Annotated in this window: 15 protein-coding genes, 2 tRNA genes and 1 pseudogene; 10 read left to right on the top strand and 8 right to left on the bottom strand. The window is 60.3% G+C overall.

The window, feature by feature from the left end; all coding sequences use genetic code 11:
• Positions 1-83 precede the first annotated feature (83 nt).
• The 4 genes from ASF84_RS03010 to ASF84_RS02995 all read right to left on the bottom strand — a co-directional run bounded on the left by ASF84_RS03010 (position 84) and on the right by ASF84_RS02995 (position 4,110).
• Entirely contained in the window at positions 84-830 is a 747-nt protein-coding gene (locus ASF84_RS03010; protein WP_056835054.1) for a YebC/PmpR family DNA-binding transcriptional regulator, read from the bottom strand.
• Positions 831-957: 127 nt separating this feature from the next.
• On the bottom strand, positions 958-2,733 hold the full coding sequence (gene aspS / locus ASF84_RS03005) for an aspartate--tRNA ligase (RefSeq protein WP_056835052.1): 1,776 nt from the start codon (positions 2,731-2,733) through the stop codon (positions 958-960).
• Between the two features lie 293 nt (positions 2,734-3,026).
• The gene (locus ASF84_RS03000) at positions 3,027-3,362 is read right to left on the bottom strand and encodes a ribbon-helix-helix domain-containing protein (protein ID WP_177339445.1); all 336 of its coding nucleotides are present in this window, start codon (positions 3,360-3,362) and stop codon (positions 3,027-3,029) included.
• Positions 3,363-3,636: 274 nt separating this feature from the next.
• A complete protein-coding gene (locus ASF84_RS02995; RefSeq protein ID WP_056835048.1) occupies positions 3,637-4,110 on the bottom strand; it encodes a Dps family protein in 474 nt (157 codons plus the stop codon).
• Positions 4,111-4,506: 396 nt separating this feature from the next.
• Between ASF84_RS02995 and ASF84_RS30045 the strand changes: the two are divergent.
• A pseudogene (locus tag ASF84_RS30045) lies at positions 4,507-4,782 on the top strand (cold shock domain-containing protein membrane protein); the annotation flags it as partial.
• A 90-nt stretch (positions 4,783-4,872) separates the two neighbouring features.
• Positions 4,873-5,112, top strand: a complete 240-nt coding sequence (locus ASF84_RS30040; protein WP_236709353.1) for a cold-shock protein — start codon at positions 4,873-4,875, stop codon at positions 5,110-5,112.
• Positions 5,113-5,168: 56 nt separating this feature from the next.
• On the opposite strand, the gene ASF84_RS02985 is transcribed toward ASF84_RS30040, so the two are convergent.
• Together ASF84_RS02985 and ASF84_RS02980 are read right to left on the bottom strand one after the other, a co-directional pair.
• Complete coding sequence (locus tag ASF84_RS02985; RefSeq protein ID WP_056835044.1) at positions 5,169-5,375, bottom strand: SlyX family protein; 207 nt, start codon at positions 5,373-5,375, stop codon at positions 5,169-5,171.
• The gene (locus ASF84_RS02980) at positions 5,372-5,800 is read right to left on the bottom strand and encodes an HIT domain-containing protein (protein WP_056835042.1); all 429 of its coding nucleotides are present in this window, start codon (positions 5,798-5,800) and stop codon (positions 5,372-5,374) included. The genes ASF84_RS02985 and ASF84_RS02980 overlap by 4 nt, the downstream gene beginning before the upstream one ends.
• Before the next feature lie 809 nt (positions 5,801-6,609).
• Here ASF84_RS02980 and ASF84_RS02975 point away from each other — a divergent pair.
• The 3 genes from ASF84_RS02975 (at position 6,610) to ASF84_RS02965 (ending at position 10,838) form a co-directional block, all read left to right on the top strand.
• The gene (locus tag ASF84_RS02975; protein ID WP_056835040.1) at positions 6,610-7,935 is read left to right on the top strand and encodes an OprD family porin; all 1,326 of its coding nucleotides are present in this window, start codon (positions 6,610-6,612) and stop codon (positions 7,933-7,935) included.
• Positions 7,936-8,094: 159 nt separating this feature from the next.
• A complete protein-coding gene (locus ASF84_RS02970; protein ID WP_056835038.1) occupies positions 8,095-9,810 on the top strand; it encodes a proline--tRNA ligase in 1,716 nt (571 codons plus the stop codon).
• Between the two features lie 71 nt (positions 9,811-9,881).
• Entirely contained in the window at positions 9,882-10,838 is a 957-nt protein-coding gene (locus ASF84_RS02965) for a hypothetical protein (RefSeq protein ID WP_056835035.1), read from the top strand.
• A gap of 4 nt (positions 10,839-10,842) precedes the next feature.
• Here ASF84_RS02965 and dinB read toward each other — a convergent pair whose 3' ends face one another.
• Positions 10,843-11,904, bottom strand: a complete 1,062-nt coding sequence (dinB, locus tag ASF84_RS02960; RefSeq protein ID WP_056835034.1) for a DNA polymerase IV — start codon at positions 11,902-11,904, stop codon at positions 10,843-10,845.
• 228 nt (positions 11,905-12,132) lie between these two features.
• Here dinB and ASF84_RS02955 point away from each other — a divergent pair.
• The 4 genes from ASF84_RS02955 to ASF84_RS02940 all read left to right on the top strand — a co-directional run bounded on the left by ASF84_RS02955 (position 12,133) and on the right by ASF84_RS02940 (position 16,731).
• Positions 12,133-12,209 (top strand) — tRNA-Met (locus ASF84_RS02955).
• 142 nt (positions 12,210-12,351) lie between these two features.
• Positions 12,352-12,428 (top strand) — tRNA-Met (locus ASF84_RS02950).
• Between the two features lie 338 nt (positions 12,429-12,766).
• On the top strand, positions 12,767-15,409 hold the full coding sequence (mprF, locus tag ASF84_RS02945; protein WP_056835032.1) for a bifunctional lysylphosphatidylglycerol flippase/synthetase MprF: 2,643 nt from the start codon (positions 12,767-12,769) through the stop codon (positions 15,407-15,409).
• Positions 15,409-16,731: a virulence factor family protein gene (locus tag ASF84_RS02940; RefSeq protein ID WP_056835029.1), complete on the top strand. Its 1,323-nt coding sequence runs from the start codon at positions 15,409-15,411 to the stop codon at positions 16,729-16,731. Before mprF ends, ASF84_RS02940 begins: the two co-directional genes overlap by 1 nt.
• A gap of 88 nt (positions 16,732-16,819) precedes the next feature.
• Here ASF84_RS02940 and ASF84_RS02935 read toward each other — a convergent pair whose 3' ends face one another.
• Positions 16,820-18,715 (bottom strand): potassium transporter Kup, encoded by a 1,896-nt coding sequence (locus tag ASF84_RS02935; protein WP_056835027.1) that lies wholly within the window; start codon positions 18,713-18,715, stop codon positions 16,820-16,822.
• 286 nt (positions 18,716-19,001) lie between these two features.
• Between ASF84_RS02935 and rimO the strand changes: the two genes are divergently transcribed.
• Positions 19,002-20,348, top strand: a complete 1,347-nt coding sequence (gene rimO / locus ASF84_RS02930) for a 30S ribosomal protein S12 methylthiotransferase RimO (RefSeq protein ID WP_056835025.1) — start codon at positions 19,002-19,004, stop codon at positions 20,346-20,348.
• Positions 20,349-20,377 lie beyond the last annotated feature (29 nt).

Below are 20,377 nucleotides of genomic sequence, written 5' to 3'. Positions count from 1 at the left end.
GACCGGCGCCCTATAAATGCAGAAGCCGACGACCTGTCCGTTTACGACAGATCGTCGGCACTCTGGTATTGCTCGAGACCGGATCAGCCCAGCTGTTCCATGATCTCATCGGGAATTTCAGCGTTTGAATAGACGTTCTGCACATCGTCGAGGTCTTCGAGCATGTCGATCAGCTTGAGGACCTTCTCGGCATGTTCCAGGTCAAGCACTGCACTGGTGGTAGGCAGCAGGACGATCTCGGCATCCGTCCCCTTGAAACCAGCAGCCTCCAGGGCATTACGCACCGCGTAGAAACCGGCAAAGGAGGTGAACACGTCGATGGAGCCATCTTCGTTGGTCACCACATCGTCGGCATCGGCCTCCATGGCCGCTTCGATCAGGGCGTCTTCATCGACGCCGGCCGCAAAGGAGATCTGCCCCTTGCGGTCGAACAGGTAGGCCACCGAACCGTCGGTGCCCAGATTGCCGCCACACTTGCTGAAGGCATGACGCACAGCCGCTGCCGTACGATTGCGGTTGTCGGTCATGGCCTCGACCATCACCGCCACGCCGCCCGGGCCATAGCCCTCATAGCCCAGCTCGACCATGTCGTCAGCATCGGTGGCGCCGGCACCACGGGCGACCGCACGGTCGATGGTGTCACGGGTCATGTTGGCGCTCAGCGCTTTGTCCAGCGCCAGGCGCAGACGCGGGTTGGAGCCTGGATCGCCGCCGCCCTGACGGGCTGCCACGGTCAGCTCACGAATCCACTTGGTGAAAACCTTGCCTTTCTTGGCATCCTGACGCTCTTTGCGGTGCTTGATGTTCGCCCACTTAGAATGACCTGCCATTTCTCGCTCCAGATTCTTTCACAAACACGCTCGCCTCTCGCCCGTTGTCACAAGCGAAAGGCTCGAACACCTGATCCAAGACATAGGCACAGGACGCACACCGGGTGCGCCCTGCCCTGCCTCTGCCTTACTCGGCCTTTTGCTGCTCGCGCAGGCGGATGTGCAGTTCGCGCAGTGCCTTGGCATCGACGACACCCGGCGCCTGGGTCATGACATCGGCAGCGCTCTGGGTTTTCGGGAAGGCAATGACTTCACGAATCGACTGCGCGCCGGTCATCAGCATCACCAGGCGATCGAGGCCGAATGCCAGGCCGCCATGCGGTGGTGCACCGAACTTCAGCGCATCGAGCAGGAAGCCGAACTTCTCCTGCTGCTCGTCTTCGTTGATGCCCAGAAGACGGAAGACCGCCTGCTGCATTTCCTTGCGATGGATACGGATCGAACCGCCGCCCAGCTCGGTGCCGTTGAGCACCATGTCATAGGCCCGCGACAGCGCCTTGCCCGGGTTGGCTTCCAGCTCTTCAGGGCTGCATTTTGGCGCCGTGAAGGGGTGGTGCAAGGCCGAGAACGAACCGTCGTCGTTTTCTTCGAACATCGGGAAATCGACGACCCACATCGGCGCCCACTCGCAGGTGTGCAGCTTGAGGTCATTGCCCAGCTTGATGCGCAGCGCGCCCAGGGCCTCGCTGACGATCTTGAACTTGTCGGCACCGAAGAACACGATGTCACCGTCGACCGCGCCTACGCGATCCAGGATGACCTTGAGGTTTTCTTCAGGGATGAACTTGACGATCGGCGACTGCAGGCCTTCGACGCCCTTGGCACGCTCGTTGACCTTGATGTAGGCCAGGCCCCTCGCGCCGTAGATGCTGACGAACTTGGTGTAGTCGTCAATCTGGCTGCGTGGCATGTTGGCGGCACCTGGCACACGCAAGGCGGCAACGCGACCTTTCGGATCGTTGGCCGGACCGCTGAACACCTTGAATTCCACACCGGTCAGTTGATCAGCGACGTCGACCAGTTCCAGCGGGTTGCGCAGGTCGGGCTTGTCCGAGCCATAGCGACGCATGGCTTCTTCGAACGGCATGTGCGGGAACTCGCCAAACTCGACGTCCAGCACTTCCTTGAACAGCTGGCGCACCATTTTCTCGGTCAGGCCGATGATGTCGTCTTCGTCAAGGAAGCTGGTCTCGATGTCGATCTGGGTGAATTCCGGCTGGCGGTCGGCACGCAGGTCTTCGTCGCGGAAGCACTTGGCAATCTGGTAGTAACGGTCGAAGCCGGCCACCATCAGCAACTGCTTGAACAGCTGCGGCGATTGCGGCAGGGCGAAGAAGCTGCCGGGGTGGGTGCGGCTCGGCACCAGATAGTCACGGGCACCTTCAGGGGTGGCACGGGTCAGGATCGGCGTCTCGACGTCCAGGAAACCGTTGTCATCCAGGTAGCGGCGGATGCTGGTGGTAATGCGCGAACGCAGGCGCAGCTTTTCAGCCATTTCCGGACGACGCAGGTCGATGAAGCGGTAACGCAGGCGGGTTTCCTCGCCCACGTCGGAGTATTCGTTGAGCGGGAACGGTGGGGTTTCCGACTCGTTCAGCACTTCGAGCTCGTAACCGAGGACCTCGATGCCACCGGAGGCCATGTTCGGGTTGACGGCGCCGGCTGGACGGGCACGCACCTTGCCGACGATCTTGACGACATATTCGCTGCGCACACGGTCGGCTGCCGCGAAGGAGTCGGCGCGATCCGGATCGAAGACCACCTGAGCCATCCCTTCACGGTCACGGATGTCGAGGAAAATCACGCCACCGTGGTCACGACGACGATGGACCCATCCGCAAAGGGTAACTTCCTGACCTTCCAGACTCTCGTTCAGTTGGCCGCAATAGTGGCTGCGCATCATGATGTTGTATTCACTTCCGTAATTCGAGATTCAGTGGCGGCTTTGGCCCCTGGCGAGCGTCCAATAGTGCAAGAGCCACGAGGTGCAGTTCAAGCAGCGGTGTCCGCGCAGAGCCATGCCATTGGCAAGACGGAGGATTATATAGAGTTAATCGATATGTTGCAGCCGCACGAACCCATCCGACGGGAGACAGGTTCGTGCCGACTGGAGCAGCCCTGGCAGCACGACAAGGCACCAGGACCGGAACGCGATCACCCGACGGCAATCGCGCATGAAAAATCTGAGCGCTGCCGTCAGGCCTGATGCTGGGCCTTGAGCAGATGTGCCACGCAAACGACCCGGATCAGGCCGCTGAAATTCTTGACACCGCCGTAACGCAGGTGAACCTCCCTGTCGACATAGGACAGGACGGCATTGACCGAGCAATTATTGGACCGGGCAATGGCCGAAAGAATGTTCCAGTAGACATTTTCCAGCCGCAGGCAGGTGGCCAGGCCATTGAGCCTGACCGACTTGGAGTGGGGCTGGGCCAGCGTCATGTTGAAACCCTCGACGAAGGGATCGTCGGGAATTGCCACATGGCGAATTGAATCTTTTACCTCACGTTCAACACCTCGAATCATGGCAATGATGACCTCCGAATAGTCAACTCAAGGAACCTTGAAAAGAAACATTTAAAAATAAATAAATGCGTCCTTATAAAGCCCGAAACATGAGAACTAATCCAGCAGGCCCAACACTCAAAAGCTGTAGGACATAACCACACCAACATGAGGAATCGGGGATTCGAGAAACGCAATATCAGAAGACAATCAGACGGGTGTTAGATATGTATTTCAACAGGGTGCCACACCCGGCACGCAACAACAGCGGGCAGCGCAGGTACGCCACCCGCTGGCAGGGTTACTGGCCCTCAAGCATCGAGCGCAGCATCCAGGCGGTCTTCTCGTGCACTTGCATGCGCTGGGTCAACAGGTCGGCGGTCGGCTCGTCACTGACCTTGTCCAGCAAGGGAAAAATGCTGCGCGCAGTACGCGTCACGGCTTCTTGCCCCTGAACCAGGCTCTTGATCATGTCAGTGGCGGCTGGCACACCCTCTTCTTCCTGTATGGAAGACAGACGGGCGTAGGTTGAATAGGTGCCGGGCGCCGGAAAGCCCAGCGCACGAATACGCTCGGCAATGGCATCGACCGCCAGTGCCAGCTCGTTGTACTGCTCTTCAAACATCAGGTGCAGGGTGCGAAACATCGGACCGCTGACGTTCCAGTGAAAGTTATGCGTCTTCAGGTACAGCACATAGGTGTCTGCCAGCAGACGGGAAAGCCCGTCGACGATCGACTTGCGATCTTCTTCACTGATACCGATATCGATTGCCATGCTCAAGCTCCTTGAATGACGATAAAAAAACGACAAGGGCCACTCTATCAAGACATGCCCTGCCGCGCAGCACTATAGAGGCGATAGAGCCGCTGCATGCACCTGTGCAACGCCTCACCCACGACTATGACGCGAAGGGTGCGCGCGCAGTTCCGGCATGACCTGCCGCCACGCCCGCAAGCGACAGCCCATTGCCAGGCAACTGATTTGAGTAGCACATGGCTTTGCTGTTAAATACACCGCGTGTCGCTACGAACCGGCCACCGAACAACTCCACCTGGTTTGTAGTGCATAGGCAGGACCAACGCTCGTGCAGCACGCCTCCTTCATCTTTAGAAGCGTACCGGGCGTTACCCGCTATTTCCTTGCGATCCATCTTAATGCGAGCTTTTTATCATGTTGAAAATCGTCCACCTGGTAACGGGAGCGGCTGCCCTGCTGCTTTCGTTCATCCCCAGCCTGCGCAGCGAAGCGCTCTTTCCCCACCTGTTTGCACCCGAGGCGCTGTACCTGGTCTTCTTCGGCCTGCTCAACCTGCTGCTGGCGCCCGTCGTTCCGCAGTGGAAAAAAGGCCCGCGTCGCACCTTGCAGAATCTGGCCAGTGCCCTGCTGGTCGTTGCAGTCATCGTCCAGACCCTGGCACTGCTGGTGCCCCTGCAAAGCATTGCCGACCAGCCAGCCATCGCCGTTGCCCTGACCATCGCTCTGCTGGCCGTGGCCCTGCACCTGGCAACCACCCTGCACAAGCGCTCACCGACACCCATTGCCCAAAGCCATGACGTAGGTAACCGCGATACCGGCACCGTGAAATGGTTTAACGCCTCCAAGGGCTTCGGCTTTATTTCCCGGGATTCGGGTGACGATATCTTCGTACACTTTCGCGCCATTCGCGGTGAAGGCCATCGCGTCCTGGTCGAAGGCCAGCGCGTGGAGTTTTCCGTGATGAACCGCGACAAGGGCCTGCAGGCCGAAGACGTGATTGCCGCACTGCCGCGTCGCTAAGCCCACCCTCAAGCAACATAAAAAAGCCGCGAATCGATCGCGGCTTTTTTCTTCTTTCAATAATGCGGCGGAGGCGCTTCATCCTCAAAACCGTCACCGCGATGACTCATTTCTTCCTGACGCTTGATCACCATTGCCAGTTGCAGCTGCAGGCGGTCCAGGCTGCGCTGCTGGGCAACCAGCGCATCATTGAGTGCCTGGATGGTGTCGTCCTGAAAGGCCAGGCGGGTTTCAAGCTCGACGACGCGCAATTCAAGACTCATAACGACGCCTCAAACTCAAAGGCACCGGCCAATCCAGGCTTGAGGCGCTCGATGACAGCGGCATATTGCCCGGCCGTATAAGGCACCGCCGGATGCTTGCCCCACACCGGGGCAGGCCATGCGATGTCATCGCGCAGGCGGACGATGACATGCATGTGCAACTGACTGACGACGTTACCCAGGGTCGCCACGTTGAGCTTGTCAGCCGCAAACACCTCTTTGAGCACGCTCGCCAACAACGTGGTTTCCTGCCACAGCAGCGCCTGCTCATGCTCGGCAAGGTCAAAGACCTCAACAATGCCAGCGCGACGCGGCACCAGGATGAACCAGGGGTATTGCGCATCGTTGGACAGCAACAGCCTGCACAAAGGGAAATTGCCTATGGGCAAGGTGTCTTGTTGCAGGCGCGAATCGAGAACGAACACAACCGTACTCCTGATCGAAAGAAAAAAGACGCCGCCATGCAGTGACGCCACGCAGCGTACAAGAATATCAAAAACCCGACGCCCCGGCCTGCACCCTTCCTTGGCGCATGGGGCCTGTTGCGCACCGATTCGAAGCCACTGTCATCTGTTGGCAGCAATGACACTGCACGCTGTACCCCTGCGCACAGAGCGGTCACAGATTGTTCATCCGCCAACAGCGACCGGAGCGCTCGTATTCAGGCAGCCCTGCGTCAAAACGCACCAAAACGAAACACAAGTGTGTACCTGGCATACCAATATTGCGGAATTTACCCAAACCGTTGCACTTGAGGTAACGCTTTGCCTGCTACCCGTCGCTGAAAGCCGCCAAGACCGTGCACAGAGTACAGGTCACGCATTATTTATTTTTTTACATAAAAAACATGAAGTTACATTGATATCTGAAAGTCAAACCTGAGTTTTTCACAAAATTTTTTCATTTTCAGGAACTTTGAGCACGCTTGTTGCTTTACTACTGGCATGTCTCACGTCGGAAACGGTCGCTTCGATCCTGATCGACTGAACCTGGCAAGACTTTTGCTAAAACCCTGACACCACCGTCGAAGCATTTTACCCAATAGCGACATTTTCGACGACATAAGGGACTTTTTCGACGATAAAGCCGGAAAAAAACCGAAAATAATGGGTTTGCGACTCTCGCAACCCCGGCCGGCGTGATGTACATTGCGCCAGCATAAAAAGAAAGAGCCGCCCAGATAAAAATACAGGTGAGCGGCAAGAGTCTTCTAAAAACCAAAGGAGCAATCACGATGAGAGTGATGAAGTGGAGCGCAATCGCACTGGCCGTTGCAGCAGCAGCCAGCACCCAATTGGCCACGGCAGCGCCGTTCGTCAGCGACCAGGCTGAGGCCAAGGGTTTTGTCGAAGGCAGCTCGTTGAACCTCAAGGCCCGTAACTACTATTACAACCGCAACAAGAAAGACGGCGCGGTTGATGATAAAGACTGGACCCAGGGTTTCTCCGCGATGTACAGCTCTGGCTACACCCAGGGCACCGTCGGTGTCGGCGTTGACGCTTTCGGCTTCTTCGGCCTGAAACTGGACGGCGAAGACAAGTATTCCGGCTCCGGCAACCTGGTAGTCGACAGCCGCGGCCGTAACGAAGACAGCTTCGGCAAGGCCGGTGGCGCCGTCAAATTCCGCATTTCCAAGACTGAACTGAAAATCGGCGACATGATGCCGACCAGCCCGGTCTTCGCCGTAGGCGGCTCGCGCCTGGTTTCCCAGTCTGCCAGCGGCATCAGCCTGCAGAGCAGCGAGTTCGCAGGCCTGGATCTGGAAGCCGGTCACTTCTACTCCGGCACCAGCCAGGATGAGACCAATCGTAACGGCAGCATCTGGGCCAACTACGCTGGCGTGACCGCCAAGACCGCCGATTTCGCAGGCGGCAAATACTCGATCACCGACAGCCTGGGCGTAGCCTTCTATGCTGCCAACCTCGAGGATGTCTGGAACCAGTACTACGCCAACATCAACTACGCCCTGCCACTGGGCGGCGATCAGTCCCTGGCGTTCGACGCCAACCTGTACCGCACCGTCGACGAAGGCAGCGCCAAGGCCGGCTCGATCAGCAACACCGCCTTCTCCGGCTCGGTTGCCTACTCGTTCCTGGCGGCACACACCGTCACCCTGGCCCTGCAGAAGATCAACGGTGACACGCCGTTCGACTACATCGGTATCGGCGACAACAACCGTGGTGGCGACTCGATCTTCCTGAATAACTCCATTCAGTACTCCGACTTCAACGGTCCGAACGAGAAGTCCGCCCAGGTGCGTTACGACCTGAACATGGCACCTTACGGCGTTCCAGGCCTGAGCTTCATGGCTCGCTACGTCAAGGGCTGGGACATCGACGGCAGCAACACGCCTGTCAACAGCGCCTACGCCGGCCTCTACGGTTCAGACGGTGAACACCGCGAGACCAACGTCGAAGCCAAATACGTGCTGCAATCGGGCCCTGCGAAAGATTTGTCCTTCCGCATCCGTCAAGCCTGGCACCGCGGCAACGCCGACCAGGCCGAAGGCAACATCGACGAGTTCCGCCTGATCATCGACTACCCGATTTCGGTTCTGTAATCGCAATCAGGCTGTCTGCAGCACCACAAGCCCGGCTCATGCCGGGCTTGTTCGTTCATGGCCCGACCGATCCGCAGCCGCCCTGCCCTGTACTCGACAGGCACAGCGCCGTACAATGCCGGGTCATTTTCAGTCTCAAGCAACCGACAACGGCCAACCATGCGCACCAGTCAATTTTTGCTCGCCACACAGAAAGAAACCCCTTCCGATGCGGTCGTGGTCAGCCATCAGCTGATGCTGCGTGCCGGCATGATTCGCAAACTGGCTTCGGGCCTTTACACCTGGCTGCCGATGGGCCTGCGCGTGTTGCGCAAGGTCGAGGCCATTGTCCGCGAAGAGATGAACGCCGCCGGCGCCCTCGAAATTCTCATGCCTGGCATCCAGCCTGCCGAACTGTGGCAGGAATCGGGTCGCTGGGAGCAGTATGGTCCGGAGCTGATGCGTCTGGTCGATCGCCATGCACGTGACTTCTGCCTGGGCCCGACCCATGAAGAAGTCATCACCGACCTGGCCCGCAACGAACTCAACAGCTATAAACAGCTGCCGATCAACATGTACCAGATCCAGACCAAGTTCCGTGACGAGATTCGTCCGCGCTTCGGGCTGATGCGTGGTCGCGAGTTCATCATGAAGGATGCCTACTCGTTCCACGCCGATCAGGCATCCCTGCAACAGACCTACGACCGCATGCACCAGGCCTACAGCAATGTATTCAGCCGCCTGGGCCTGAAATTTCGCCCGGTTGAAGCCGACAATGGCTCGATCGGTGGCGCCGGCTCCCACGAGTTCCACGTACTGGCCGAGTCCGGTGAAGACGACATCGTCTTCAGCAATGGCTCCGGGTACGCTGCCAACATCGAGAAAGCCGAAGCCCTGCCGCAGGAAAAGAGCCGCCCGGCGCCCACTGAAGAACTGCGCCTGGTCGACACCCCGAATGCCAAGACCATTGCGCAACTGGTCGAAGGCTTCAACCTGCCGATCGAGAAGACCGTCAAGACCCTGGTGGTGCACGCAGCCGAAGAAGGCAAGCTGATCGCCCTGATCATCCGTGGCGACCACGAACTCAACGAGATCAAGGCGGCCAGGCTGGAGCAGGTCGCCAGTCCGCTGACCATGGCCACCGAAGCCGAGCTGCGCGACGCCATTGGCGCCGGCGCCGGCTCCCTGGGTCCATTGAACCTGCCACTGCCCTGCATCATCGATCGCTCGGTCGAGCTGATGAGCGACTTCGGCGTCGGCGCCAATATCGACGACAAGCACTACTTTGGCGTCAACTGGGAGCGCGACCTGCCGGTGCCACAAGTGGCCGATCTGCGCAACGTGGTCAGCGGCGATCCAAGCCCGGACGGCCAGGGCACTCTGGAAATCAAGCGCGGCATCGAAGTCGGGCACATCTTCCAGCTGGGTACCAAGTACAGCCAGGCACTGAAATGCCAGGTACTGGGCGAAAACGGCAAGCCGATCGACCTGATCATGGGTTGCTACGGTATCGGCGTGTCCCGCGTGGTCGCCGCCGCCATCGAGCAGAACAGCGACGAAAACGGCATTATCTGGAACGACACCCTGGCGCCGTTCCACATTGCCCTGGTGCCGCTGCGCTATGAAACCGACGCGGTCCGCGAAGCCACCGACAAGCTGTATGCCGACCTGACTGCCGCCGGCTTCGAGGTTCTGCTCGACGACCGCGACAAGAAAACCAGCCCCGGCAACAAGTTTGCCGACATGGAACTGATCGGCATCCCGCACCGCATCGTGGTCAGCGATCGCGGCCTGGCCGACGGCAACATCGAGTACAAGAGCCGCACCGAAGCGCAGCCACAAGCTGTCGCCCTCGCCGACGTGCTGTCGTTCATCCAGAACCGCCTGCGTCGCTGAGCCTTCGGCGCACCCGCTCAAGCGGGTGCGCCAGGCCCACACCTGCGCGGCTATCCGAATTCAGAGCCCCCATGTTCAAGCGACATAACCTGAGCCTCGGCAGCGCCACCTTGTGCGGCGCCTTGCTGGTCAGCGGCTGTGCCAATCATTTGTCACAACGCAGCGAGCATGAAGAACGCGTCGAGCGCAAACTTCTCGAACACACCCTGCAGATCGATGTGGGTGACCCCAAGACCCTGGAGTTGCCGCAACGTCGCATCCGCATTCATGAGCACAAGGCCTTCGAAGTCACCGAGTTCGAAGTGACCCGTCACTATGATCGCTATACGCCCTATCAGCCCTGGCGCGAAATCTATGAGATGCCGCTGGGTGCCGTGGCGGTGGTGGCAGGGCTGGGTGCCAATGTCGTCAACGTCTTTGCCCTGGGCAATCTGCCTGAGAGCGTGACCCATGACTGGCTCGATTACGGCCTGGCCGGACTCAACCCGTTCATGAACGCGCCCTCGCATGGCCGGGCCGAACAGAACCTGGCCAGCATCGATGAAGCCCAGCAGGACAAACGCATCGAGCGCACGGCCCTGCCCTGGAACGAACGTCCGGTGCTGGTAAAGGCAGGCAATACAACCCATGAACTGAGCACTGACCGCAATGGCGTGCTGCGCCTGAACCTGCTGGAAAGTCCATTCGCCGAACAAGACCTGCGCCAGATCACCCGGCTCTATATCAATGTAGAAGACGAACAGGACAATACGCACGCCAGCGACAGCCTGCCCGTCAGCCGCAGCCTGCGCGGCAAACTGCTGGAAGCGCACGACCTGATCTACGGCGACCTGGAAGATGACGAAGTCAGCCAGTGGGTCTACCGGGTCAAGCGCCTGGCGGAGCTGGGTCTGGAAGAGCAGGCCGTCGAACTGGAACAGAGCCTGATCGAGCTGACCCGCAATGACCCGCAATTGCAGGGCGATTTCCTCAAGCTTCTGGCGCGTGATGCCGGACGCCTGGCAGCACCGGCGCCTGCCGACGATTGATTCGTCAGCGTTCGAACAGCTCCAGCTGTTCATGTGCGCCACGCAGATCCTGCAGGCGCACCCCGATCCCCAATAGCCGCACCGGCTTGCCGCCCCGGGCAAACGCCTGGGCCAGCAGCAGTTGATAGCTGCCAAGGTCACGCCCGGCGCCGGCCTGCTCAAGCGTGGTCTGGGTAAAATCATGAAACTTGACCTTCACGAACGGCTTGCCCGGTCGATACTGACCGTCCAGCCGCTGCATACGGGTTTCCAGGGTCTGGATCAACTCGGGTAACCGCTCAAGACAACTGTTCAGATCAGGCAGGTCGGTGTCATAGGTGTTTTCCACACTGATTGACTGCCGCCGATTGTCGTTATGCACCGGTCGCTCATCGATCCCCCGCGCCAGGCTCCAGAGCCGCTCACCGAAACTGCCGAACTCGCGCACCAGCGCCAGCTTGTTCCAGGCCAGCAGGTCATGGCAATAAACAATACCCAGGCGCGCCAGCTTGTCGGCCGTGACCTTGCCGACGCCATGCAACTTGCTGACCGGCAAGGCCGCCACAAAGTCTTCGATTTGCGCAGGGGTGATGACAAACAGACCGTTGGGTTTTTTCCAGTCGCTGGCAATCTTGGCCAGAAACTTGTTAGGCGCCACGCCGGCTGAAACGGTGATGTGCAACTGATTGGACACTCGTCGACGAATATCCTGGGCAATTCTTGTGGCACTGCCGTCGAAACGGGTCGACTCGGACACATCCAGGTAGGCCTCATCCAGCGACAAAGGCTCGATCAGGTCGGTGTAGTCGCGAAAAATGCTCTGGATTTCCCGAGACGCTTCCTTATAGGCGTCCATGCGTGGCTTGACGATGGTCAGGTCCGGGCACAGCTTCAAGGCATGGTGCGAGGACATGGCCGAACGCACCCCGAATGCCCGCGCCTCGTAATTACACGTGGCGATCACACCACGCCGGTCTGCCGAGCCGCCCACGGCCAGGGGAATACCAGCCAGCTTCGGGTTGTCGCGCATTTCGATGGCAGCATAAAAGCAGTCACAGTCGATATGGATAATCTTGCGCTGGGTCATGCCGTCCGTTCATAGGTTGCAGGGGGACGTAGTATCTCACCGCTACCTGACGCTGACACGTCCAAGACAAGACCCGAAAATCCAATGCAGGCATACGCCTGACTGCCGACAGGCTGACGGTAAGCCTGCATACTGTTGAGCGCCTACAGTAAACAATTGAAGAAAAAGCACTTTTCCCAAATACAGGCTTGACACCCGGTCGATAATCCGTAGAATGGCCAACACAGACGCGGGATGGAGCAGTCTGGTAGCTCGTCGGGCTCATAACCCGAAGGTCGTCGGTTCAAATCCGGCTCCCGCAACCAAATACAGAAAGAAGGCCACTTGAAAAAGTGGCTTTTTTTTGGCCTCGATTTTATGCCCTGTCGGGGGCCAGAATGTATCCTTCATTTTTTTACATATATCGTTGACAAGATTTCTTTTAGCTGTAGAATGCGCCCACACAGACGCGGGATGGAGCAGCTTGGTAGCTCGTCGGGCTCATAACCCGAAGGTCGTCGGTTCAAATCCGGCTCCCGCAACCAGATACAAAAGAAAGGCCACTTGAAAAAGTGGCCTTTTTTGTTGTGCGCCAGAAAAGCCTGCCAACCGAACAAATACCCGAGCAAAAACTGTTTAGCGTCGCTGCGTGGAAAACCCTATCATCGGCGAGGTAACTGTATATGTCCTGTCCGACAGTTTTTTCCTGCACTGCCGATACCTTTGTGGCTAGGCTGAATCACAGCTGAACAGCTCTACCCTGCTCCACTGGCTATTCGCTCGTTAGCCGCTGACGCGCTAACATCTCGACATATTTTTGCGTAGGGATCGGTAACTTGGCTGTAGACCTCAACCCTGTCGCGCACCTTTCAGGAAGTGAATGATGCGTGATACTTCGTCAGAAACGCCCGAAGCCGTAACGGCGACTCAACCGATCCAACCTGCGCGCCTCCGGTGGCTGGAACGCCTGAGCAAGTATCGCCAGCCGATTGGCCTGGCGGTCATGCTGGTGCTGTTCGGCATGGCCTTGATCGCCTGCCGGCACATGCTGATCGAAATGGACTTCTATGCCCTGCGCGATGCGCTGTATGCCGTGCCCCTGCCTTCATTGGGCGGCGCACTGCTGGCAGCGGTGATCGGCTATGTGATCCTGATGGGTTACGAGCTTTCGGCCAGCCGCTATGCCGGGGTCGACCTGCCCACCCGTACACTGCTGCTGGGCGGCTTCACCTCGTTTGCCATTGGCAATGCCGTCGGCCTGTCGATGCTCTCGGGCGGCTCGGTGCGCTACAGGCTGTACTCACGGCATGGCATCGGCGCGGTGGAAATCGCCCGGATGACCGTGTTTGCCAGCCTGTCGCTGGGCTGCGCCCTGCCACCACTGGCCGCGATTGCCACCTTGAGCAACCTGTCCGGCGCCTCGCTGGCACTGAAACTGCCGGTCGATCTGCTGGCGGGCATCGCCATTGTGGTCCTGGCCGGCAGCCTGCTGATTGCGTATGCGGTGTACCGCAGGCGCCTGCCGGAGCAGGACATTCCTCACGTCCTGCTGGTCCGGGCCGGTCGTCGCTCGCTGCGCCTGCCCGACCTGCGCCTGACCCTGGTGCAATTGCTGATCACGGCGCTGGACGTGGCCGCCGCCGCCCTGGTGCTGTACCTGTTGTTACCACAGGCGCCGCCACTGGGCGCGTTCATGCTCATTTACCTGCTGGCCCTGGCCGCCGGTGTACTCAGCCATGTACCCGGTGGCGTCGGCGTGTTCGAAGCCGTACTGCTGGCCGCCTTTGCCAACGAGCTGGGGGCAGCCCCTCTGGCGGCCGCCCTGCTGCTCTACCGGCTGATCTATGTGGTATTGCCACTGCTACTGGCGTGTCTGACGCTGTTGTTTACCGAAGCCCAGCGCCTGCTGCCGACCCGCCAGGCCATGCGCGTGGCCTCGGGCCTGGCGGCACCGATCCTGGCGTTGCTGGTGTTTCTTTCCGGGGTGGTCCTGCTGTTTTCCGGGGCTACGCCGGAAATCGACACACGCCTGGAAAACGTCGGCTTCATGCTGCCGCACCGGCTGATCGACGCTTCGCACTTTGTCGCCAGCCTGGTGGGTGTGTTGTGCCTGCTACTGGCCCAAGGCTTGCGCCGCCGACTGTCTGCGGCCTGGATGCTGACAGTCATCTTGTTGCTGGTCGGCGCTGTGCTGTCGATTCTCAAGGGATTTGACTGGGAAGAAGCCAGCCTGCTGCTATTGACCGCCGCCCTGCTGGCCACCTTTCGCCGCTCGTTCTACCGCCCCAGCCGCCTGCTGGAGCTGCCGTTCTCGCCGCTGTACCTGATCGCCAGCTTCTGCGTGGTCGGCGCGTCGATCTGGCTGCTGTTGTTTGCCTATCAGGATGTGCCTTACAGCCACCAGTTGTGGTGGCAGTTCACCCTGGATGCCGACGCACCGCGCGGCCTGCGCTCGGCGCTGGGCAGTGCAGTGCTGCTGCTGGTGGTCGGCCTGACCTGGCTGCTGCGCACCGCGCGTCCGGTCATCAAGCTGCCCGACAGCACCGAATTGGCCAAGGCGGCCGGGATTCTCAAAGCCTCCAGCCAGCCCGACGGCGGATTGGCACTGACCGGCGACAAGGCGATCCTGTTCCACCCCGACAACAATGCGTTTCTGATGTACTCGCATCGCGGTCGCAGCCTGGTCGCCCTGTACGACCCGATCGGACCGGCGCAACAACGTGCCGAGATGATCTGGCAATTCCGTGACCTGTGCGACGTGCACCACGCCCGCCCGGTGTTCTACCAGGTACGTGCGGAAAACCTGCCCTACTACATGGACATCGGCCTGACTGCGATCAAGCTGGGCGAGGAAGCCCGTGTCGACCTGCGCCGCTTCGACATCGACGCCAAGGGCAAGGAGATGAAAGACCTGCGCTATACCTGGAACCGTGGCAGCCGTGACGGCCTGTCGCTGGAAATCCATGAAGCCGGTCAGGCTCCGCTGGATGAATTGAAGGTCATTTCCGATGCCTGGCTGAGTGGCAAGAATGTGCGGGAAAAAGGCTTCTCGCTGGGGCGTTTCACCGCGGATTACCTGCAGCATTTCCGCATTGCCATCATCCGCTTCCAGGACAAGCCGGTGGCCTTTGCCAACCTGCTGGAGACCAGCCGCCTGGATCTGTCGAGCCTGGACCTGATGCGCGCCCACCCGGACGCGCCCAAGTCGACCATGGAATTCATGATGATCGGCCTGATTCAATACTACAAAGCCCAGGGTTACAGCCGCTTCAGCCTCGGCATGGTGCCGCTGTCGGGCCTGCAGCCACGGCGTGGAGCGCCCCTGACCCAGCGCCTGGGCTCGATGGTGTTCCGCCGCGGCGAACAACTCTATAACTTTCAGGGGCTGCGGCGCTTCAAGGACAAGTTCCAGCCTGACTGGGAACCTCGCTACATGGCTGTACCGGCCGGACTCGATCCGCTGGTGGCCCTGGCAGATACCGCCGCCCTGATCGCGGGCGGCCTGACTGGATTGGTGAAACGCTGATGATTCGACGCTTATGGCGCTACGCGCTGGTGGTACTGGCGATTGTGCTGATTGCAGGCGTGGGGGTATGGTTCTGGCAGCGTCCTGCCACCCCGGCCACGCTGGAACAACTGACCCTGGCCGACGGCGCGCCCGCGACCCGGGTGACCCCGGCCGGCCGGGTCAAGACCCGTATCGCCCTGGCGGTCTCGGCCCAGGACAAACTCAGCGACAAGCAATTGCAGGCGCTGGGCACCGACGCCAGTGCACGCATTGTGCAGGTCGTGTTGCCCGCCGATGACTGCGTGCTGCAGCGCAAGACCTTTGAAGCCGCCCTGCAGCAGCTCGACGGGCCGGCCCAGGTGGTCGGCGGTATCGGCCATGGCGGCACCCTGGCCTGGCGCTGGCTGGCCGCACAGACCGACGACAAGGCCCAGGCCATCTCGGTGGGCTTTGCCCTGCAGCATGTCTCCAACCCGCCGCCGGAAGTCGAAGAAGGCGATACACCGCCACAACTCTGCGACGAACCACTGCCCCAGAAGGCCCCGCACGGGCATTGGCTGGCCGCCTTCAACGACGCACCAGATGACCCAAGCGCAGCCTTCGTGCGTGATCAGCCCAATGCCGACACCAGCATCAGCGACTACGACATTCCGCTGCCACAGGTGCTGACCACAGAATTGCGTCATTTGCTGCTCGGTGAAAACGACGCGGGCGGCCTGGGCGTACCGACCGTCGAGGTGCCGTCAAAGCAGGCCAGTGACACCGTGACCCTGTTTCTCTCGGGTGACGGAGGCTGGCGCGACCTGGACAAGGTCGTGGCCGGCGATATGGCAGGCATGGGTTATCCGGTGGTGGGCATCGATGTGCTGCGCTACTACTGGGAGCGCAAATCCCCCGAGCAGACCGCCGCCGACCTGACCGACCTGATGAACCATTACCGGCAGAAGTGGGGCGCCAAGCGCTTTATCCTGGCCGGTTATTCGTTCGGTGCCGATGTACTGCCGGCGGTCTACAACCGCATGGCGCCCGAGGATCAGGCTCGTGTCGACGGCATCATCCTGCTGGCCTTCGCCCGCAGCGGCAACTTCGAGATTCATGTCGACGGCTGGCTGGGCAACAAGGGCACCGAAGCGCAGACCGGCCCGGAGATGGCCAGACTGCCAGCCGCCAAGGTCTTGTGCGTATACGGCGTCGAAGAACAGAAAGACAGCGGCTGCACTGACACCACTGCTGTGGGTGAAAAGCTGCAATTGCCGGGCGGCCATCACTTCGACGAAGACTACCCGGCCCTGGCCAAGCGCCTGATCAAGGCCATCAACCAGTGGCAGGGCAAGCCATGACCGCAAATGTCGCAATCCCCTGGGTGATCCGCTTCAGCCGCGAATGAACACAAGCCCCGGCACCACAAGGTGACCGGGGCTTTTTCATTTACATCTCGACCTGCGTACCCAACTCGATCACGCGATTGAACGGCAGCTTGAAGAAGCGCAGGTTGCCGTTGGCATTCTTGAGCATGAAGGCGAACAACGCCTCGCGCCAGCGCGCCATGCCGACCATCTTCGAAGGAATCACGGTCTCGCGGCTCAGGAAATACGTGGTACGCATCGGGCTGAAGTCCAGCTCATCGAGCGGGCACAGGCTCAGTGCCTGAGGCACATCCGGCTCGTCGATGAAGCCGAAATGCAGGATCACCCGGTAAAAGCCTTCGCCATGAGCCTCTACTTCAAAGCGCTCATGGGCCGGTACCCGTGGCTGATCCTCATACATCACGGTCAGCAACACCACCTGCTCGTGCAATACCTGGTTGTGCAGCATGTTGTGCAGCAAGGCATGCGGCACCGCGTCCGAGCGGGCGGTCAGGAATACGGCCGTGCCCTGCACACGGTGTGGGGGCTGCACACGAATGCTGCCGATGAAGATCGGCAATGGCAGCCCCCCCTCGTCGATGCGCTCGGCCAATAGTTGCCGGCCACGTTTCCAGGTGGTCATCAGGATAAACAACGCCGCCCCCGCCAGCACCGGAAAGGCCCCGCCCTGCACTACCTTGGGTACGTTGGCGGCGAAGAACAGACCGTCGACCAGCAACAGTCCGATCAGCAGCGGCACGGCCAGCAACGGCGGCCACTTCCACAACAGCAGCATGACCGCCGACACCAGAATCGTGGTGCACAGCATGGTGCCGGTCACCGCGACACCGTAGGCCGATGCCAACGCGCCTGAAGACTCGAACCCGATCACCAGCAAGATCACCCCGACCATCAGCGCCCAGTTCACGGCACCGATGTAGATCTGCCCCTGGGCGTCACTGGAGGTGTGCTGGATGTACATGCGCGGGATGTAACCGAGCTGAATGGCCTGCAAGGTCATGGAGAAGGCGCCGGAAATCACCGCCTGCGAGGCAATGATGGTCGCCAGCGTGGACAATGCAATCAACGGCAGCAAGGCCCAGCCCGGCGCCAGCAGGTAGAACGGGTTGCGCACCGCTTCAGGGTGTTCCAGCACCAGTGCGCCCTGGCCGAAGTAGTTGAGCAGCAAGGCCGGCAGGACCAGGATGAACCAGGCCCGGGAAATCGGCTTGCGACCGAAATGCCCCATGTCGGCATACAAGGCTTCCGCACCGGTCAGGGCCAGCACCACCGCGCCGAGAATGGCCACGCCGATGCCGGGATGCACGATGAAAAAGCGCACCGCCCACACCGGATTCACCGCCTGCAAGACCTCCGGGCTGTGCAGGATGCCGTACACCCCAAGCGCTCCCAGCACCAGAAACCAGAGGACCATGACCGGCCCGAACAGCACGCCAATACGCGCGGTGCCGTGCTTCTGGATCAGGAACAGGCCCACCAGCACCACCAGCGCCATCGGCACGATCCAGCGCTCCAGCCCCTCGAAAGCCAGCTCCAGCCCTTCCATGGCCGACAGCACCGATACTGCCGGCGTAATCATGCTGTCGCCATAGAACAGGGCCGCCCCGAACAACCCGAAGGCGATCATCACCGCCTGCAACCGTGGAAAGCGCACCGTCGCCCGCCGCGCCAGCGCCGTCAGGGCCATGATGCCGCCTTCGCCCTGGTTGTCGGCACGCAGGACGAACACCATGTACTTGAACGAGACCACCCAGATCAACGACCAGAAAATCAGCGACAACACGCCGAGAATGGCATCGTGGGTCACTTCAACCCCATAACCGCCCTGAAACACCTCCTTGAGGGTGTACAGCGGGCTGGTGCCGATATCGCCGTACACCACCCCCACTGCCGCCACCAGCAATCCCAACGGTTTGGCGGCACTTCCTGTTCCGGCCTGACTACTTGTATGACTCATCGAAAACTCCAGAAGCCGGAACTTGAGACCGGGGCGACCTGCGCCCGGGCTGAATCGTGTTTGAGCTTAACAACAGGAAACAATTGAGTTTGCACGGTTTCTTGACAGATTCCGTGCGCAACGGCGCGAAGCATAGCGCAGCACTCGTCTTATTTCTCCGTCAGGCACTGGTCATGTCGCCGGCTGATCGCTAGAATTGCGCACTTTTTGACCAGAGGCGCACCCAGCGCCCACGTCGGAGCCCGCGCAGTGCGTTGAGGCCTCCCCCTTCACGCCGAGGTTTGCCATGTCCACCGTCAACACTCCCGCATCCGCGCCCAAAGTCGGATTCGTCAGCCTCGGCTGCCCGAAGGCGCTTGTAGACTCCGAGCGCATCCTGACCCAGCTGCGCATGGAAGGTTACGAAGTCGTGCCGACCTATGAGGACGCCGATGTGGTGGTCGTCAACACCTGTGGCTTCATCGACTCGGCCAAGGCCGAATCGCTGGAAGTGATCGGTGAAGCGATTGCCGAAAATGGCAAGGTAATCGTCACCGGCTGCATGGGCGTCGATGAAAGCGTGATCCGCAACGTGCACCCCAGCGTGCTGTCGGTCACCGGTCCCCAGCAGTACGAACAAGTGGTCAATGCCGTGCATTCGGTCGTGCCACCCAACATCGATCACAACCCGCTGATCGACCTGGTGCCGCCGCAAGGCATCAAGCTGACCCCGCGCCACTACGCGTACCTGAAGATTTCCGAAGGCTGCAACCACAGTTGCAGTTTCTGCATTATCCCGTCGATGCGCGGCAAGCTGGTCAGCCGTCCCGTGGGCGACGTCCTCGATGAAGCCAAGCGCCTGGTCAAGTCCGGCGTCAAGGAACTGCTGGTGATCTCCCAGGACACCAGCGCCTACGGCGTAGACGTCAAGTACCGCACCGGTTTCTGGGACGGCCAGCCAGTGAAAACGCGCATGACCGAACTGTGCCAGGCGCTCAGCTCGCTGGGCGTCTGGGTGCGCCTGCATTACGTCTACCCGTACCCGCACGTCGACGAGCTGATTCCGCTGATGGCCGCCGGCAAGATCCTGCCGTACCTGGACATTCCCTTCCAGCACGCCAGCCCCAAAGTGCTCAAGCTGATGAAGCGCCCGGCCTTCGAAGACAAGACCCTGGCGCGGATCAAGAACTGGCGCGAACAGTGCCCGGACCTGATCATCCGCTCGACCTTCATCGTGGGCTTCCCGGGCGAGACCGAAGAAGACTTCCAGTACCTGCTCGACTGGCTGACCGAAGCCCAGCTCGACCGTGTCGGCTGCTTCCAGTACTCGCCGGTCGAAGGCGCACCGGCCAACCTGCTGGACGCCGCCGTGGTGCCCGATGACATCAAGCAGGACCGCTGGGACCGCTTCATGGCCCATCAACAGGCCATCAGTGCCGCCCGCCTGCAAATGAAGATCGGCAAGGACATCGAAGTGCTGATCGATGAGGTCGACGAGCGCGGCGCGGTCGGACGTTGCTTCTTCGACGCTCCGGAAATCGACGGCAACGTCTACATTGGTCTTGAGGACGACAGTCCCGTCAAGCCGGGCGACAAGATCATGTGCCGGGTGACCGACGCCGACGAGTACGACCTGTGGGCCGAACCGCTGTAATCCCCGGGACGGTGCTTCCCCAGCCCCGC

The sequence above is a fragment of the Pseudomonas sp. Leaf127 genome, from assembly GCF_001423155.1.
GTDB lineage: Bacteria > Pseudomonadota > Gammaproteobacteria > Pseudomonadales > Pseudomonadaceae > Aquipseudomonas > Aquipseudomonas ovata.
The sequence above is the reverse complement of the archived record's forward strand: the minus strand, read 5'-3'. Positions and strand labels throughout refer to the sequence as shown.

Excerpts from the sequence above, each read along its gene's own strand:
- ASF84_RS03010 (WP_056835054.1), bottom strand. The coding sequence starts at position 830 with ATGGCAGGTCATTCTAAGTGGGCGAACATCAAGCACCGCAAAGAGCGT.
- aspS (WP_056835052.1), bottom strand. The coding sequence starts at position 2,733 with ATGATGCGCAGCCACTATTGCGGCCAACTGAACGAGAGTCTGGAAGGT.
- ASF84_RS02995 (WP_056835048.1), bottom strand. The coding sequence starts at position 4,110 with ATGGCAATCGATATCGGTATCAGTGAAGAAGATCGCAAGTCGATCGTC.
- ASF84_RS02985 (WP_056835044.1), bottom strand. The coding sequence starts at position 5,375 with ATGAGTCTTGAATTGCGCGTCGTCGAGCTTGAAACCCGCCTGGCCTTT.
- ASF84_RS02975 (WP_056835040.1), top strand. The coding sequence starts at position 6,610 with ATGAGAGTGATGAAGTGGAGCGCAATCGCACTGGCCGTTGCAGCAGCA.
- ASF84_RS02970 (WP_056835038.1), top strand. The coding sequence starts at position 8,095 with ATGCGCACCAGTCAATTTTTGCTCGCCACACAGAAAGAAACCCCTTCC.
- ASF84_RS02965 (WP_056835035.1), top strand. The coding sequence starts at position 9,882 with ATGTTCAAGCGACATAACCTGAGCCTCGGCAGCGCCACCTTGTGCGGC.
- dinB (WP_056835034.1), bottom strand. The coding sequence starts at position 11,904 with ATGACCCAGCGCAAGATTATCCATATCGACTGTGACTGCTTTTATGCT.
- mprF (WP_056835032.1), top strand. The coding sequence starts at position 12,767 with ATGCGTGATACTTCGTCAGAAACGCCCGAAGCCGTAACGGCGACTCAA.
- ASF84_RS02940 (WP_056835029.1), top strand. The coding sequence starts at position 15,409 with ATGATTCGACGCTTATGGCGCTACGCGCTGGTGGTACTGGCGATTGTG.
- ASF84_RS02935 (WP_056835027.1), bottom strand. The coding sequence starts at position 18,715 with ATGAGTCATACAAGTAGTCAGGCCGGAACAGGAAGTGCCGCCAAACCG.
- rimO (WP_056835025.1), top strand. The coding sequence starts at position 19,002 with ATGTCCACCGTCAACACTCCCGCATCCGCGCCCAAAGTCGGATTCGTC.